10 protein-coding genes are annotated in these 17,316 nt (G+C 30.3%); 6 read left to right on the plus strand and 4 right to left on the minus strand.

Features of this window, described 5'->3' with window-relative positions; translation table 11 throughout:
* Positions 1-53: 53 nt before the first annotated feature.
* Both AB8B22_RS07740 and AB8B22_RS07745 read right to left on the minus strand, forming a co-directional pair.
* Positions 54-1,001 carry a DUF4037 domain-containing protein gene (locus AB8B22_RS07740; RefSeq protein ID WP_369710680.1) on the minus strand — a complete coding sequence of 316 codons (948 nt, stop codon included), beginning with the start codon at positions 999-1,001 and terminating at the stop codon, positions 54-56.
* A gap of 21 nt (positions 1,002-1,022) precedes the next feature.
* Positions 1,023-1,892 carry a tetratricopeptide repeat protein gene (locus AB8B22_RS07745; RefSeq protein WP_369710681.1) on the minus strand — a complete coding sequence of 290 codons (870 nt, stop codon included), beginning with the start codon at positions 1,890-1,892 and terminating at the stop codon, positions 1,023-1,025.
* Between the two features lie 258 nt (positions 1,893-2,150).
* Between AB8B22_RS07745 and AB8B22_RS07750 the strand changes: the two genes are divergently transcribed.
* Together AB8B22_RS07750 and AB8B22_RS07755 are read left to right on the plus strand one after the other, a co-directional pair.
* Entirely contained in the window at positions 2,151-2,897 is a 747-nt protein-coding gene (locus AB8B22_RS07750; RefSeq protein WP_369710682.1) for a class I SAM-dependent methyltransferase, read from the plus strand.
* An 85-nt stretch (positions 2,898-2,982) separates the two neighbouring features.
* Positions 2,983-7,587 (plus strand): PolC-type DNA polymerase III, encoded by a 4,605-nt coding sequence (locus AB8B22_RS07755; protein WP_369710683.1) that lies wholly within the window; start codon positions 2,983-2,985, stop codon positions 7,585-7,587.
* 92 nt (positions 7,588-7,679) lie between these two features.
* On the opposite strand, the gene ppc is transcribed toward AB8B22_RS07755, so the two are convergent.
* Together ppc and AB8B22_RS07765 are read right to left on the minus strand one after the other, a co-directional pair.
* Positions 7,680-10,493 carry a phosphoenolpyruvate carboxylase gene (gene ppc / locus AB8B22_RS07760; protein WP_369710684.1) on the minus strand — a complete coding sequence of 938 codons (2,814 nt, stop codon included), beginning with the start codon at positions 10,491-10,493 and terminating at the stop codon, positions 7,680-7,682.
* A 229-nt stretch (positions 10,494-10,722) separates the two neighbouring features.
* Positions 10,723-12,099: a carbohydrate porin gene (locus AB8B22_RS07765; RefSeq protein ID WP_157697359.1), complete on the minus strand. Its 1,377-nt coding sequence runs from the start codon at positions 12,097-12,099 to the stop codon at positions 10,723-10,725.
* Between the two features lie 199 nt (positions 12,100-12,298).
* Between AB8B22_RS07765 and AB8B22_RS07770 the strand changes: the two genes are divergently transcribed.
* The 4 genes from AB8B22_RS07770 (at position 12,299) to AB8B22_RS07785 (ending at position 17,302) form a co-directional block, all read left to right on the plus strand.
* The gene (locus AB8B22_RS07770) at positions 12,299-13,639 is read left to right on the plus strand and encodes a TrkH family potassium uptake protein (protein ID WP_369710685.1); all 1,341 of its coding nucleotides are present in this window, start codon (positions 12,299-12,301) and stop codon (positions 13,637-13,639) included.
* Between the two features lie 16 nt (positions 13,640-13,655).
* On the plus strand, positions 13,656-14,327 hold the full coding sequence (locus tag AB8B22_RS07775; RefSeq protein WP_094079962.1) for a potassium channel family protein: 672 nt from the start codon (positions 13,656-13,658) through the stop codon (positions 14,325-14,327).
* Between the two features lie 176 nt (positions 14,328-14,503).
* The gene (locus AB8B22_RS07780) at positions 14,504-16,213 is read left to right on the plus strand and encodes a nitrite/sulfite reductase (protein ID WP_369710686.1); all 1,710 of its coding nucleotides are present in this window, start codon (positions 14,504-14,506) and stop codon (positions 16,211-16,213) included.
* 24 nt (positions 16,214-16,237) lie between these two features.
* On the plus strand, positions 16,238-17,302 hold the full coding sequence (locus AB8B22_RS07785; RefSeq protein ID WP_369710687.1) for a sulfate/molybdate ABC transporter ATP-binding protein: 1,065 nt from the start codon (positions 16,238-16,240) through the stop codon (positions 17,300-17,302).
* Positions 17,303-17,316: the final 14 nt, after the last annotated feature.

Genomic DNA, 17,316 nt, shown 5'->3' on the forward strand with positions numbered 1-17,316 from the left:
ATATTTTTTATTTTTCTTTTAATTAATTAATAAATTTAGTTTATTAAGTTTATTTAATCTGACGCTGGATGTAAATTGCGAAGTTTTTCATCGCTAATTTTTTGCTGGACAAAAGGCCCGTAGTCTTGTAAAAAATCGCTTGGGATTTGTCTTGGAACTAAACTTTGACGCTTTAGCTCGTTAATTACAGACATGCTTATTTCCTCGATTATTTCTCCTTTTCTATTTAATGCACCTGTTGGAAGTTTTATTAATTCTTCGATTAAAAAATAAATTTTTTTTCCTAAAATTGGAAGTTCTTTCATTTTTTTTGCCATCCATTTGTAAAAAGGCTTGTAGGTTTTGTTTAGTAAAAAAATCATGTGGATTGTTTCAGAAATAAATTCACTTTCAGCAAGTCTAGCTGCAATGATTTCTCCTCTTCGCATACATCGGTAATAGTTATATTGTCCAGATTGTGCCATTTTCATACATCTTGCGGCAATTTTTTTTAGTCTTATGTCTTCTGGAAAATAATTTTTTAATTCATTTCTTATTTTTGAAAACTTTCCTAAATTATCTAAAAAAACTTCTCCATTTGTGGCAGTTGCTAGAAATTTTTCTGGAATTAGTCGCCATTCATATAAATCTTTTGGACAGTCAGCTCGATTTAAAAATTTGTAGTACCAGTCGTCGATATTTAGCACACCTCGCCTGTTGCTTCCAAATTCACTTTCGCAAAAAACTGGAAATCCCATAAATTCTTTTGGAAGTTCATTTAGTCTTTTTTGTAGTTTTAAGCCATATTTTTCAAAGTCGTTGTTGTCCAGCCAAATACAGCAAGATGGACCAAAGTCGTGATCCTTTGAAATTTCATCATCAAAACCAAAGCACTCCGAACCTTCTCCTGCAAGTCCTGCCGCCATTTTTTCCAATATTTCAGGAAATTCTGATTTTATAATTGGCAAATAAACTTTTTCAAAATATTTTTTGGATAATTCCAAACCTTTTATCTTTTCCATATTTTCTCCTAATTCCATTTTTTACCAGCTGATATATTCTGTTTTGTCATAAGATTCAGAATTATCTCCAATTTTTTCTTTTGCAATTTGAATATTTTCCAAAATATTTTTATAGTTATTACTGTTTTCGCCAAAAATATTTCTACAGATTTCCAAACTTTCGTAAAAAAGTTCAAGTGCTTTTTTATATTCACCTTCTTCAAAGTAAAAACTTGCGACATTGTTTAAAATAGCAGCATATAAGTTGTGAGATTTCCCAACTTCAATTTCGATTAAATTTAGCGCTTTTTTTAAATATTCATTCGCTTTTTCCATATTTTTTATTTTTATGTAAGGTTGCACAAGATTGCTTAATGTTATTGCATATTGAATCGGATTCTCTCCTTTTTCTTCTAAAATCTTTAAACTTTTTTCTTGAAGAGAAATCGCTTTTTCAAATTGCGAAAGTTCCTGATAAAAAAGTGCTAAATTGTTGCAGACACTCGCATAGACATAATCATTTTGCAAATTATTCTCTTCGTAAATTCTCATTGCATTTAAATAAATTTCTTCCGTCTGGTCATATTGCTTCATAAATCTGTAAACTTCAGCTAAATTTAAACTGCAAGTCGCATAAGGAACGCTATTTTCCCCATATCGCCCAACAATAAGTTTCTGCGCTTTTAAAAGAGCGTTTTTTGCTTTGTCATACTCGCCGACATATTTTAGAGTTCCCCCAACTTCATTTAAAATTTTTATATTCTCGTCACTTTTCTCACCGAAAACTTCTTCAATAAGTGGCGACAATTCTTTTAAAACTTCAACTTCCTTTGTGACATTTCCTTCTTTCATAAGATTATTTCTTAAATTTGTAAGTTCGTTAATTTTTATTTTTTTCTCAAATATATTCATGCTAAAAATTCTCCATTCTTTATATATTTACTAGAATTATAACATATTTTAAAAAAAAAGAAATTAAAAATTTTTTTAATGAAATTTATTAAGAAGTTGCAGGTTTTTAAAAGAGGAAGATAAATTGCTCTTTTCATAAAAAAAATGAAAAAGTAAAATTTTTGTGATATAATTTATTTTGCAAAAAGAAATATTAAATTTGTAGATAAAAAAAATAATATTTTTAATAAAAATAAAATTATAAAAGGAGCTGATTTTATGCCAAATAGAAAAGAAAATGAAAAAAGCATGAAAAAATTTTATGACACAATTGCAGATAAATACGACTACATTTTCCCTCTATCATCAATGCAGAAAAAATTTTTAGATGAAGAAGTAAAAGGTAGAAAGATACTTGACGTTGGAGCAGGAACAGGAAAAGTGACAAAATATTTGAATGAAAAAGGTTTACAACTAACTTCAATTGATTTAAACAAAAGGCTTATAAAAAAAGCAGCTGAAAAAGGAATTTTGGTTCTAAATGAAAATATGTTAAACATAGATAAATTTCCAAACTTTGACACAATAATAAACATAGGAAATGCATTGCCACATTTAAACAGTAAAAAAGAAATTTATGAATTTTTAGAAAAATCCTACAACCAATTGAATGATGACGGGAAAATTATAATTCAAATTATTAATTTTGTAAAATTTATAAAGAACAAAGAGAAGAATAAATATAAAAATAATTTTCTTGGAAATCTTCCGTTGATTGAAAATGAAAAAGTAAAATTTGAGAGAGCCTATTATTTGAATGAAGAAAATAATATTATTTTTAAAACGATTTTAGATAATAAAATAGAAAATGAAGAAATTCTTTTAAATATTGAATACAATGAATTAAAAAATTATTTTGAAAAAATAGGATTCAAAAATATAAAAATTTATGGTGGATTTGATAAATCAGAATTTGATGCTGAGAATTCAATGCCGTTAATAATGACAGGAGATAAAATAAAATAAATTGTATTTAGAATATTAAAAAAATGTAAGTTAGGAGTAAACTAACAAACGAAGTAAACTATAAGAAAAAATTAAGGGGGATAAAATGGAAGATAGCATTAAAGAAGAAAAATACCGTAAAATAAAGCCATCCGTAGGTTTTTTACAAAAATATAATATAAAAAGTTTTGAAATAAAGTTTGTGAATATGTTTGCACTTGAAAAAAGAATTGTTATGAGTATTGTCATTGGCGATTACGAAAATGCAATTGATGATATTTCAAAATTAAGAAAATTGATTTGTAAAAAAGAGAGAGAAACCAAAATTGAAATAAAGTTTGACGTGGATGAAGAACTGATTTTTAACGATGTAAAAAGATTCATTACCTTTGTTATTGAGTATAAAAAGACAGAAAAAAATAAATATGCTGTGTATTTGACAAATTATGAAATTAAAATTTTAGGAAATATAATTTATTTAGAGCTTTTGTCGCAGGAAGCTGTAAAGAAAATGAAACAAGATGAAATTTTTAAAGCTTTGGAAATGAGAATTTCTAAAGTGTTAAACAGAAATTTAAAAATAGAAATTGTGAATAAAAATTTTGAAAGCGATATAAATGACGGAAATAATGAAAACAACGAGAACAATGAAAATAAAGAAATTAAAGAAAATAAAAAGAATGAAGAAAATAGCATGAACAATGAAAATAATGATAACAAAAAAGATAAAAAACCACTCGTTGGAGAAGTTTTACCTGAAAATGTTATAAAAGGTTCTTCACTTGAATATTCATCTGCCTTAAGTGGAGAAAGCAGCTTTAAAAAAAGTAAGTTTAAAGGTGGTGCACAAAAATTTGAGATTTCAGATTTAAAAAATATAAAAACTGGTGAGAATGGTGACAACAGAGGAAGAGCTGTTGAAGTTGAAATTGAAGGAAAAATTTTTAAAATTGATGTGAGAGAAACAAAAAACAATTCCTTAATGTACGATTTTTTGATAACCGATTACAACGATTCAATAAATTGTAAAATTTTTTTAAATCCTAAAGATGAGGCACAAATTGCAATACTTAAAGTAAATGATTGGGTAAAGGTAAAAGGATATTACAAAAAAGACAGCTTTTATGCTGAAGATTACATTGGAGTGCAAGATTTGGAATCGATTGAATCAGAAGAAGTAAAAAAAGAGGATAAAGCACTAAAAAAAAGAATTGAACTTCATGCTCACACGAATATGAGTGAAATGAGCGGAGTTATGTCAATTAAAGATTATGCAAAAAGAGCAAAAGAATTTGGGCATAGTGCCATTGCGGTAACAGATTTTGGAGTGGTGCATTCATTCCCGTTTGCATTTAAAGAAGCAAATGAAAATTTTAAAATTATTTACGGAGTGGAAGCATATGTTGTAGATGATGAAGCTCAAATGATTACTAATCCCAAAGATTTGGGAATTGAAGAAGAAACATATGTTGTATTTGATATAGAAACTACTGGATTTGATCCGTTTAATGATAAAATAATCGAAATTGGGGCAGTAAAAATGAAAGGGAAGGAAATTATTGACGAATTTTCTGAATTTGTAAATCCTAAAATTCCTATTCCTGAAGAAATTGTAAAACTTACTTCAATTACTGATGAAATGGTAAAAGATGCTCCTGACATCAAAACAATTTTACCAAGATTTTTAGAATTTTGTGGCGATTCCACAGTTGTTGCACATAATGCAAAATTTGATGTGGGATTCATTAAGCAAAAATCAATTGACCAAAATTTAGAGTTTTCCCCAAGTGTAGTTGATACCCTTCCACTTGCAAGGGCACTTCTTACTAATGAAAAAAAATTTGGATTGGCAAATTTGACTAAATATTTTGGAATAATATTAGAATCACACCATAGAGCTATTGACGATGCAAGAGCAACTGCTGAAGTTTTTCAGAAATTTTTTAATATGATTATAACAAAAGGAATTCTGACACTAAAAGATATAAATATGAATCTTCAACCAAATATTCAAAATGCTGAAACACTGAATACGATGATTTTAGTAAAAAATCAAAAAGGATTAAGGGATTTATATGAGTTAATTTCCAAATCGCACATTGACTACTTTGGGATGAGAAAACCGCGAATTCCAAAAACATTATTAAAACAAATGAGAGAAAATTTACTTCTTGCAAGTTCAGCAACTGGGATATATGGAAATAGAGGGGAACTCATAAATCTTTATTTGCGTGGAGAAACAGAAGAAATTGAAGAAAAGGCAAAATTTTATGACTATATAGAAATACAACCACCAATTACATATAATGAACTGGTAGAAAAAAATACGAGTGAAATTGAGAATTTAGAAGTAATAAAAGAAATGAATAAATATTTTTATGATTTGGGGAAAAGATTAGGAAAAATAGTTGTTGCTACAGGAGATGTACATTATTTAGACAAAAGAGAAGCAATTAACAGAAATGTTTTACTTTTAGGAAGTGGAAATTTAAGAAAAACTAAGTTTGTCGATGGTTCAAGATACGAATTTTTTGATAGAGAATTATATTTTAGGACAACTGAAGAAATGCTTGAAGAATTTAAATATTTGGGCGATGAAATTGCTAATGAAATTGTTGTTGAAAATACAAATAAAATTGCTGATATGATTGATGCTGGAATAAGACCGGTTCCTGAAGGATTTTATCCACCAAAGATAAAAGGGGCTGAAGAGTTAGTAAGAAAAATGACTTATGATAAATTAGAGGAGCTTTATGGCGATGATGTTGATCAGGTTTTGAAAGAAAGACTGGAGAAAGAGTTAAATTCGATTATTGGAAATGGCTTTTCTGTACTTTATTTAATTGCACAGATATTGGTTAAAAAATCGGTAAAAAAAGGATATTTAGTTGGTTCCCGTGGTTCAGTCGGTTCGTCTATTGTCGCCTATCTTATGGGAATTACTGAAGTAAATGGACTTTATCCACACTACAGATGTCCAAATTGCAAGCATACTGAATTTATGAATGAAGAAGGAAATGGAGTTGACTATCCTGATAAGAATTGTCCAAAATGTGGTACAAAATATATAAAAGATGGACATGCAATACCATTTGAAGTGTTTATGGGATTTAACGGAGAAAAAGTGCCAGATATTGACTTAAATTTTTCTGGAGAATATCAAGGGAAAATTCATAAATATACTGAATGGCTATTTAATTCAGATGCTCTTGAAAATATTGAAAATATTGAAGATATTGAAAAAATTATAAATTTTGAAGATTTTGAAAATCCTAAAAATTCTGAATATCCTGAAACTTCTGAAAATGTATTTCGTGCTGGAACAATTTCTACATTAGCAGAAAAAAATGCTTTTGGTTATGTAAAAAAATATCTGGAAGAAAGTGAAGGAACGGAAGAAATAAAAGAGAGAAAAGCTGAAGTTACAAGACTTGCGATGAGATGTGAAGGAGCGAGAAAAACAACTGGACAGCATCCAGGAGGAATGATAGTAGTTCCAAAAGACAAGTCAATTTACGATTTTTGTCCAATACAAAGACCTGCAAATGATATGAAATCTAATTTTAAAACAACGCATTTTGACTATCATGTTATGGACGAGCAACTGGTAAAATTAGATATTTTAGGACACGATGATCCAACTACGCTTAGAATTTTACAGGATTTGACGGGAGTTGACATCTATAAGATACCGCTTGATGATAAAGAAGTCATGAGTCTTTTTAGTGGAACTCAAGCGCTTGGAGTGACTCCAGATGATATAGGTTCTCCAACTGGAACGTCAGGGATTCCAGAGTTTGGGACATCTTTTGTAAAACAAATGTTAGTTGACACAAGACCAAAAACTTTTGCGGAATTGGTAAGAATTTCAGGGCTTTCGCACGGAACAGATGTCTGGCTAAATAATGCGCAGGACTATGTGAGAAGTGGAGTTGCAACATTGAGCCAGATTATAACGGTGAGAGATGACATTATGAATAAGCTTATCGACGATGGACTGGATAAATCTTTAGCATTTAAAATAATGGAATTTGTGAGAAAGGGACGACCTACAAAAGATCCTGATAAATGGAAAGAATATTCAGCATTGATGAAAGAAAAAGGTGTTGAGCAGTGGTACATAGATTCTTGTGAAAAAATAAAATATATGTTTCCAAAGGGACACGCTGTGGCATATGTTATGATGGCGGTGAGAATTGCATATTTTAAAGTTCATTATCCTGTGGAATTTTATGCAGCTTTTTTAAATAGAAAAGTCGGAGATTTTAAAATGACTACGATGTTTTTTGAAAAGAAAAAATCTGGTACAGAAGAAGATTCACCTTCTCTAAAAAAATTGAAAAATTTAAGAAGGGAGCTGGAATCAAATCCAAATTTGAATGCAAAACAAAAGCAGGAATTATTTTTGTATGAGATTTTAATAGAGATGAATTATCGTAACATTGAACTTGCAAAGCCAAATGTTTTGACATCCAACGCAAAGTTTTTCACAATAACAGAAGATAAAAAAATTCAGCTGCCACTTATTGCTGTAGACGGGCTTGGTGAGTCTGTTGCTGAAAAGATTGTATCAGAGCGGGAAAAAGACCCATTTTTGTCACTGGAAGATTTGACGAAGAGAACGAAGTTAAATAAAACTGTATTAAAAATACTGGAAGATTATGAATGTGTGGAAGGAATACAAAAAGAAAATCAAGGAAAATTATTTTAAGATTTTTTCACTAAAACTTAAAATCAATTAAATAAAAAGCTGCATCTTTTATTTAGATGCAGCTTTTTGTTTTATAAATTAATTATTTATTATTATCCACTATTACGAAGTCCTGTTGCCAGTCCGTTTATTGAAATGTGAATGGCTTTTCTTAACTCTCTCGGAATTTCATCTATAGATTCAAATTTTCTTGCTCTTTTTATCAATTCAATCTGCAAGAAGTTCATTGAGTCAAAATATGCCAAACGGTTTCTTAAGCTGCTTGCAAGTTCTGCGTTGTCAGCTAATAAAACATCGTTTTTAGTGATTTTTTTAAGAACATCTATTGTAAGTTCCCATTCTGTTACAATTTCTTTTAAAATTTCCTGTGCAACTTTTTGATCTTTTGCAAGTTTTACATATTCCGCAAAGATTGATACATCTGATTTTGATAAAACCATATCTACGTTTGAGATTGTAGATTTGAAAAATGGCCACTCAGCATACATTTTTTGTAAAACTTCAAGTTTTTTTTCATCGTCATTAATCCATTTTGTAAAAGCAGTTCCAACACCATACCAGCCAGGTAGCATAATTCTGGCTTGCGACCATGAGAATACCCAAGGAATTGCACGGAGACTTTCAAGTGTCTGTTTTTTCTTTCTTGATGATGGTCTGGAACCTATATTTAGACCAGAAATAAAGTTTATCGGAGTTACTTCAAAGAAAAAGTCTGAAAAACCTTCTGTGTTATAAACTAAATCTCTGTAAGAATGATAACTTAATTTAGAAATTTCTTCAATAATATTTTCATATTCTTCCCAAGCGGCGTCTTCCACTGTCAAAGCACTAGATTCAAGCGCTGCAGAAACTAACGCCTCCAAATTTTTAAATCCTAAATCTGGATTTCCGTATTTTGCTCCTATAACTTCCCCTTGTTCTGTAAGTCTTATCGTTCCATCTGTGCTTCCTTCGGGTTGGGCCAAAATCGCCTCATAACTTGGTCCACCACCACGACCGACAGTTCCACCACGACCATGGAAGAATGAAATTTGTACATCAAATTCATGTCCTACAGCCGTAAGTTCTTTTTGCGCTTTATATAAAGACCAGCTGGAGCTCAAATATCCGCCATCTTTGTTGCTGTCAGAATAACCTAACATAACTTCCTGTTTTCTTCCATTCTTTTCCATCCATTTTTGCACAATTGGAAGGCTAAACCATTTTCTAAGTATATCTGGTGCAGCTTCTAAATCCTCAACTGTTTCAAATAATGGAACTATGTATAAATCACAAAATTCATTTTCTTTGTTTCCTTTAGCAAGGTTCGCTTCTTTTAATAAAATAGCTACTTCTAGCATATCTGATACGCTCGTGGCATGAGAGATAAGATTTTTTTCAATAATTTTTTTCCCAAATCTTTCATGAAGCGATTTCGCTTTTTTAAAAATTGCAAGCTCACTGGAAAGCAATTCACTTTGTGGGATAGTTGGATCACTTAAAATTCTAGGATCGCATTCCAACTCACGAAGTAGAACTTTACATCTAGCTTCTTCTGGCAAACTTAAATAATCTCCTAAAATATTTGCACTTTTTAATAGTTCCGCAACGCAGACTTCATGGACACTTGAATCCTGTCTTAAATCTATTGTGGCAAGATGAAATCCAAAAATTTCAGTTGCACAGATTAAGTTGTTAAGCGTTCCATGAGTTAAAAATTCACTGTTGTTTCGGATAAGTGATTCAGCGACAATAACTAAATCTTTTGTAAATTCCTTTGAATTCCTGTATGGAACGTCAACTCCATTTTTTCTCTTTGGTGGCAACAAGTTAATATTTTTGTCACACAAGTTATAAGCAGTTGCAACAAGTCTGTCTCTTATTGTTGTAACAGCTCTTCTATAAGGCTCTTTTGTACGGTGTGGAGAAACTTCTCCAGAGGCATCTGCCAGAGCTTGTAAGTCTTCTGTAACATTTGTCATTGTAATAGACATTGACAGATCTCTGTAAATTTTTTCCACTTCTGAGAAATAATGCTGAAATAATGTAATTGCTTGAGCTTGAGCAGATTTTTCCAATGTGTCAACTGTTACAAAAGGATTTCCATCTCTATCTCCACCAATCCACATTCCCATTGTAAGTGGAATTAAAGATTGCGAATTTTGTACCGAATTTCCCATTTTTTGTGAAATTTCCTGAAATTTATTTATCAAGTTTGGAATTTCGCTAAAAAATGTAATATTATAATAACTTAGAGCATTGCTGATTTCATCTGTAACACGTAATTTGGATTCGCGCAACATAGAAGTTTGCCACCAAATTTGAATTTCACGGTTCAATTTGTCAATCCATTCTTTTTCATCAATTTGTTTTAATTTTACATTTTCATATTGATCTAAAACATCAGTTATTTTTTTTGTAATATCCAAAATAGTCTTTCTTTGAACTTGTGTTGGATGTGCTGTTAAAACAGGGACAACTGATACTTTTTCCATTGCTTCAAGTATTTTTTCTTGTGAAATACCTTTAGTTTTTAGATTTTGCAGAGATTTTTCAAGTGTACCGATTTGTAATTTATTGGAAATACGAACTCTTCTTTGCTGATGCGTCTGATATACATCTTCCGCAATATTAGCCAGTGCCGCTGCAATCGAAAAACTTCTAATTACACGTAGAATTTCACTGTCAGTTAAATCAGAGCAAAATAAAGATAAATTTTCCCTAGCCACATGCTTAAGTGTTTTATAGTAATTTTTCGAGGCGGCCGTAAGATTTTCAGTAGTCTGATAAATATGTAGTCCAGCGTAATTGAATATAGTTTCTCCCAAAAGGTTAGCTAATAATTCATTATTTGCAAACAAAGCCTCTTGCTGTTCATCGAGCTGTACCGATAAAAGCGGAGTTATTGGCAAATTTTTTAAACTCATAATTTTTACTCTCCTTTGTAATTATAGTTATGGTTTCTAATAATTCATTTTATCACATTTAGAATTAAAATACAATTTTAGTTTTTTAGTTGATTAAGTAAAATATTTGATTAATAAATAGTTTTTTTATAAAAAAAGAGAAAATCATTTACAATATAATTTTTTTATTTACTGAAAAATGATTTTCCCTAAAATTTTAAAATAATAATTTTTTATCAAAAGTTATAAATTAGAACCAAACTTCTGTTTGAACTCCAAACTGAACACCTTTATTACGCTCTTTTCCATCCGAATCAACTCTTATAAATTTCTTATCTCCCAATCCATGTCCATAAGTTACAAATGCTCTAATTTCAGGTCTTCCCCAGAAATTATCCGTGTCAAGTTTCAAAGTTGGAGCAACTGTTAATTTGAATAGTCCGCTGTCGTAGTTTGTATTTCCTTTATCAACTTTCACATAGTCCAGTCCTGTTTCATATTGCATAGCAAAATGTTGTGTAATTGGATTGACAACTCTTATTCCAGTTGTTACCCATTGTTGTTTTTGATCTTTTTTTCCACCAAAATTTTTATCGTATCTATAACCTAATTCAGGCATAATTTGCCATCTGTCTGAAAGATTTGCTTGACCGTATGTCACTAAATTCACAGAGTAAGCGTCTTTTCTAGTATCTCCCCAAGCAGTAGCACTTCCAAGTCCACTTCCAGAACCAAGTCCTTTACCACCTTGAAGAACTATTTTAGAAGATCCTTTGTCCTTTAATCCATAAAAACCAGGCAGGCTATAACTTACAGAACCTTGTGCTCCCCATTCAGTTATATCTTTATCTATAGAATCTGATTTCATTGTGTGTCCTGCTAGTTCAAAAGCCCATGGTCCTACTGAATATCTTGAATGAAGTGTATATTCAGGATGATCGCTAGGATCGTTTGCAATTAATGCAACATCAGCTGCTCCAGAACCAAGTTTAATATTTTGAATTCCTGCACCTGTTCCTGAATAGTTTCTAATATAATAGTCATTTATATGAATATCTTCTCTTGCATAATATCTTTTTCCTGCCCAATAAGTAGCTCCATCATTTGGAGTTATATCAACATAAAATTGTCTAGTTTTAAATGAATCGTTTTCAGAACCTGGATTTGTTGAACTTCCTGAAGTCCATGTTTTATATTCGTCTCCTGCACCTGATTTTGTTGAAAACATATAGTGAACTGAACCTTTTGCTCCATTTACATCAAATTTTTTAACCAATTCTAATTCAGCATAAGTGTCATCTTCATTACCTAATCTATATTTTTGAGCAAATCCTTCATCTTGAACTTTGAATGAGCTTCCTTTATCTCCATTTTGATTTATAAGAAGTCCTGCTCTTCCATAACCGTGAAATTCAAATCCATCAGTTAATTTTGATATGTCTAATGCTGGAGCTTCTGCTACAACTGGAGCAGGAGCTTGTTTTTCAGCAATTTGTTTTTGTAATTCTTCTTTAGTTTCTCTTAGTTCTCTTTCAAGTCTATCCACTCTTTCTTCAAGTGTTTCTGCATTTACAAATGTACAAGCCAGTAAAAACGCTGTTAGAGCCAGTAATAGCCTTTTTTTCATAATAAATCCCTCCATATAATTTTTTATTAATATTCTATTTAATTCAAATCTTTATATAAGTATATCCCAAATTTTTTCATTGTCAATACCAAATAAATATTTTTTCTAAAATTCATATTTTACTTTTATTGACAAAAAAAAATGAATGTGATAAATTTATTTTAGAAAAGTAAAAAGTGAATGAATGGAGGAAAATAAAATGTTTTTAAAAAATAAATCTTTTTCGCCATATATGACAATATTGCTCTCATTTATGGTAGTTACAATTTTAGGTGGGATTTTGTTGTCTTTGCCAATTTCTATGAGGTATGGTAAAAGTGTGAAATTGATTGACGGATTTTTTATAGCAACTTCAGCTATTTGTGTGACAGGGCTTTCCAGTATTGATATAGGCAGTGTTTATAATATTTTTGGGCAAATGGTGATTTTAGTATTGATCCAGCTTGGAGGGCTTGGAGTTATAACATTCACCTCAGTTATAATCATTATGATTTCCAAAAAAATTGGGTATTACACGAAAAAAATCGTTCAGGAAGATATAAATATTGACACGACTTTTAAAATCGAAGAATATGTGAAAAAAGTTATTTTTTCTGTAATTATCATTGAATTTATCGGAACTATTATTTTATTTTTTGAATTTATAAAAAAATTTGGTTTTTTAAAAGCAGTTTATTATTCTTTCTTTCATTCTGTTTCGGCTTTCTGTAATGCGGGATTTTCACTATTTCCAGATAATTTATACAGATTCAAAAACAGTTTTTTAATAAATATTACAATTCCACTTCTGATATTTTTAGGCGGAATCGGATTTTCAACGATTTTAAATTGTTATAATGTTTTGCGGAAAAAAGAAAAAAGATTGACTTCAACAACTAAATTAAGTATTAAAATATCTATTTTCTTAGTAATAATAGGAATGGTTGCGATGTTTATTTTGGAATATTCCAATAAAAGTACAATTGGAAATTTATCTTTTGGACAAAAATTGGAAGCATCATTTTTTCAAAGTGTAACGACGAGAACAGCAGGATTTAATACCATTTCAATTTTGGGTCTAAAGAGGTCAACTTCACTATTATTTGTTATTCTTATGTTTATTGGAGCTTCCCCTGGATCAACTGGTGGCGGAATAAAGACTACAACGATTGGACTTATAATTTTAGGAACTTTAGCGACATTAAAAAATAAAGATACGATTGAATATGATAAAAGAAGCGTAAGCTGGAGGATATACAGTAAAGCAATAACTGTATTATTCATTTCACTTATTTATACGACAATTTGTGTATTTTTATTGATTTTATTTGAAAGGAATAAGAATCTTTTGGATTTGGTTTTTGAAGTGTTTTCAGCGTTTGGAACAGTTGGACTTTCAAGAAATTTGACTCCAAGCCTTGCGGACATTTCAAAATTTATACTTATAGTTACGATGTTTGTTGGAAGAGTTGGTCCACTTACAATTGCTTTGGCATTATCGAAGTCAAATTTAAAAAAAGGACGTTACACTTATCCACAGGAAAATATTTTAATAGGATAATTTTTAGGAGGAAAAAATGGCAGGATATTTAGTTATAGGAGCGGGAAAATTTGGAAGAAGTATTGCAAAGACGCTTTATAATCACAACGAAACTGTGCTTGTAATCGATAAAAATGAAGAACTTACACAGCAGATAATAGATGACGGAATTGTTGGAGAAGCGGTTTCTTTTGATGTAACAGAAGAAAATTCTCTAAAAAAAGTGGTGAGCAGTGATGATTTTGAAGTGGCTTTTATTTGCATTGAAGGAAGTTTGCAAACAAGCGCATTAGTTACAGTTATGTTAAAGGAGCTGGGCATAAAAACAATTATTTGTAAAGCTATTACAAAAATTGAAGGAAAAATTTTAGAAAAAATTGGAGCGAAAAAAGTTGTATTTCCTGATGAAAGTGTTGGAAGAGAATTAGCTTTTGAATTTTTAAAGCCAGATGTGACAGAGCATTTGAAATTTTCTGAAAAATATAGGATTTTTGAATTTAAAGCGCCTAAAAAAATTATTGGAAAAAGTCTTATCGAGCTGAATTTAAGGAAAAAATATGAAATGAATGTAATTGGAATAAAAAGAAAAGGCGAAGAACTGAGAATATCGCTTTTGCCAGATGAAAAAATTTTGGAAAATGATATGCTTTTGGTCGTTGTAAATGTTGAAAAAATGATACAGTTTAATAGGGAATATCTAGGGAATTAGAGGTTAAACAAAACGAGGTTAAACAAAACTTTGACAATCATTTTATACAAATTTAAAATATAGGCTTATTTTTGTATATACAATTATAAAATAATGTAAAAAAGTATATAATAAATAAAAAATAATTGTGGATAAATAGTTTTTTATTAAATAAAAAAATTTTTGGAGGGAAAAATATGAAATTGAATGATTTTAAGGAAATTGAAAACTATCAGAAAGAGAGAGAGAAAAAAGAGCTGGATTTTATTTTAAATCTGACTCAAGAATCTTTTGAAGACAAGGAAAAAGAAAAGGAGTGGAATAAACTTAGAACTTCGTTTGCACTTTATACCGAAGGTAGGATTAAAGATACTTATATGACAAGACCTCGATTTTTTGAAAGTAAAATAGACATTGAAGACTTTGAATATTTATTAGACGTTGTGCAAAAATATTGTGATGGAAGACTTCATCTTACAACTAGACAAGATTTTCAGCTACACGGAATGAAAAAAGAAAATTTACCAAAAATTTTGGAGGTTATTTCAAAAAGAGGATTTTTTACAAAAGCGACTTGCGGAGATTCAACCAGAGCTGTAATTACTCCCGAAACAACTGGATTTGAAGAAGAAGTTTTTGACGTTTCGCCTCATGCTAGAATTGTTACTGACTACATTTTAAACGGTCGCGAATTTATGCACTTACCGAGAAAATATAAAATTGCTTTTTCAAATAAAGAAGAAAATTCACTTTATGTGAAAATAAATGACATTGGTTTTCAAGCGGTTATTCAAGACGGGAAAAAAGGATTTAGAGTGTATGTTGGCGGAGGAATTGGACCAATTTCGACTAATTCGATTGTTTTAAGGGAATTTATTGAAGAAGACGAATTTTTGTATTATATTCATGCAATAAGAAATGTGTTTAATGACCATGGAAATCGTAAAATTCGTGCTAGAGCAAGACTTCGTTATGTTTTGCTAAATTTAGGGGAAGAGAAATTCTTGGAATTGTGTAACGAATATATTTCTAATTTTTATGCAGAAAAAGGGGACAGCCTTAAAATTTATACGAGAAAATTGCTTGAAGAAAGAGAAATTTTGGATAGAGAAAAAGAATTAGAAAAAATAAAAATATTTTCTAGTGAAGAAAATACGGATGAAAGTATTAAAAACGACGAATTCTTGAAAAATGAAAAAAATATCGTGGCAGGAAAGTATAAAGGAGAATACGGATATTATTTAAGACCTGCGAGAGGAAATATTTATAAGGAAGATGGAGAAAAATTAATTGAATTTGTAAAAAATTTGGATTACAAAGTTGAATTGAAACTTACAAGTTTTCAAAGTATTTTGGTTCGTGGACTTAAAAAAGAAGATGTATTAAAATTAAAAGAAATTATGAGCGAATATTACGGAGGAAATGAATTTTACAGTTCATATTCTTGTATTGGGAGTACGACTTGTAATGTTGGAATTTTGGATACTCCGCCAATTTTGGACTACATTTTTGAATTTTTTGACAACGATGAAAAAAGAGAGCTTACAAATTATTTGCCACAAATAAAAGTTACTGGATGTCCAAATTCTTGTGCAACTCCACAAATCGCAAGACTTGGTTTTAGCGGAAGAAGAAAAAAAGATGGGGAATATTTTGCAATTTTTGCAAGGGGAGAATTTAGTGGAAAAACTGTTAAACTTAATGAAAACTTGGGAGAAATAAAAGCAAATAAAATACCATATTTTCTTGAAGATATTGCAAATATTATAAAAAATGAAAATATTGAATTTGAAAAATTTGCAAATGAAGATAGATTTCTTGGATTAATTGAAGATTATAAAGAAATTGAAATAGAAAATGTTGATTTTAATGAATTTCGTAAAATTGATGCCGAAAAGGCTTGGTAGAATAAAGGAAAGGGAGGGAAAATCATGTATGTTGAATTAAAAGATGTGAATAAGACGTACAATGACTACAAAGCGTCAAATGACATCAATTTAGGAATAAAAAAAGGAAAATTAGTGGCATTGTTAGGACCTTCTGGAAGTGGAAAGTCAACAATTTTGCGAATGATTGCGGGACTTGAAACACCTGATTCGGGAGAGATAATCATTGACAAAAAAGTTGTAAATGATATTTCACCAAGCAAAAGAGGAATTGGCTTTGTGTTTCAAAATTATGCGCTTTTTCGGTATATGACTGTTTTTGACAATATTGCGTTTGGGCTAAAAATTATGAAGGAGAAAAAAAGTGTCATAAAAGAGAGAGTTAAAAAACTTATGAAACTTGTAAATATTGAAAATTTGGGAGATCGTTATCCAAATCAGCTGTCTGGTGGACAAAGACAAAGAGTGGCTTTTGCAAGGGCATTAGCACCAAATCCAGAACTTCTTTTGTTAGACGAGCCTTTTGCTGCAATTGATGCCAAAGTTAGACAGGAGCTTAGAAACTGGCTTCGCAAAACCATTGACAAAGTTGGAATTACGAGTATTTTTGTGACACACGACCAAGAAGAAGCGATAGAAGTTGCTGATGAAATAATTGTCACAAATAAAGGGAGAATTGAGCAAGTGGGTTCTCCCAAAGAAATTTACAGTAATCCAAAAACTGCATTTGTGGCAAAATTTATGGGAAATCCGATTGAGCTTGAGAGCATAAATAAATTTAAGGGATTTGAACATTTGGAAAATAATTCAAAAGCGATAATTAGAGCAGAAAATGTTACGATTATAAAAAATGGGGAGCGATTTAGATATTCGGCTTCGACTGAAAAAGGGGTTGTGGAATATACACTTTTTCGTGGAAAAGAAGTAGAAGTTGGAGTTAGAGTTAACGGGATTCTAATAAAAGGGAATAGAAAAATTGAAGAAGATGCGGTTTTCAATAATGAAGAAGTGAATGTATATATTTATCGTGCTTTTGTTTTTGATAATGACGAAAAAGTGAAAATTTTGGAAAATGCAAATACTCGAAATCAAAACGATGTCGTAATTTAAAAACTTATAAAAAG

Source organism: Leptotrichia rugosa (assembly GCF_041200005.1).
Lineage (GTDB): Bacteria > Fusobacteriota > Fusobacteriia > Fusobacteriales > Leptotrichiaceae > Leptotrichia > Leptotrichia rugosa.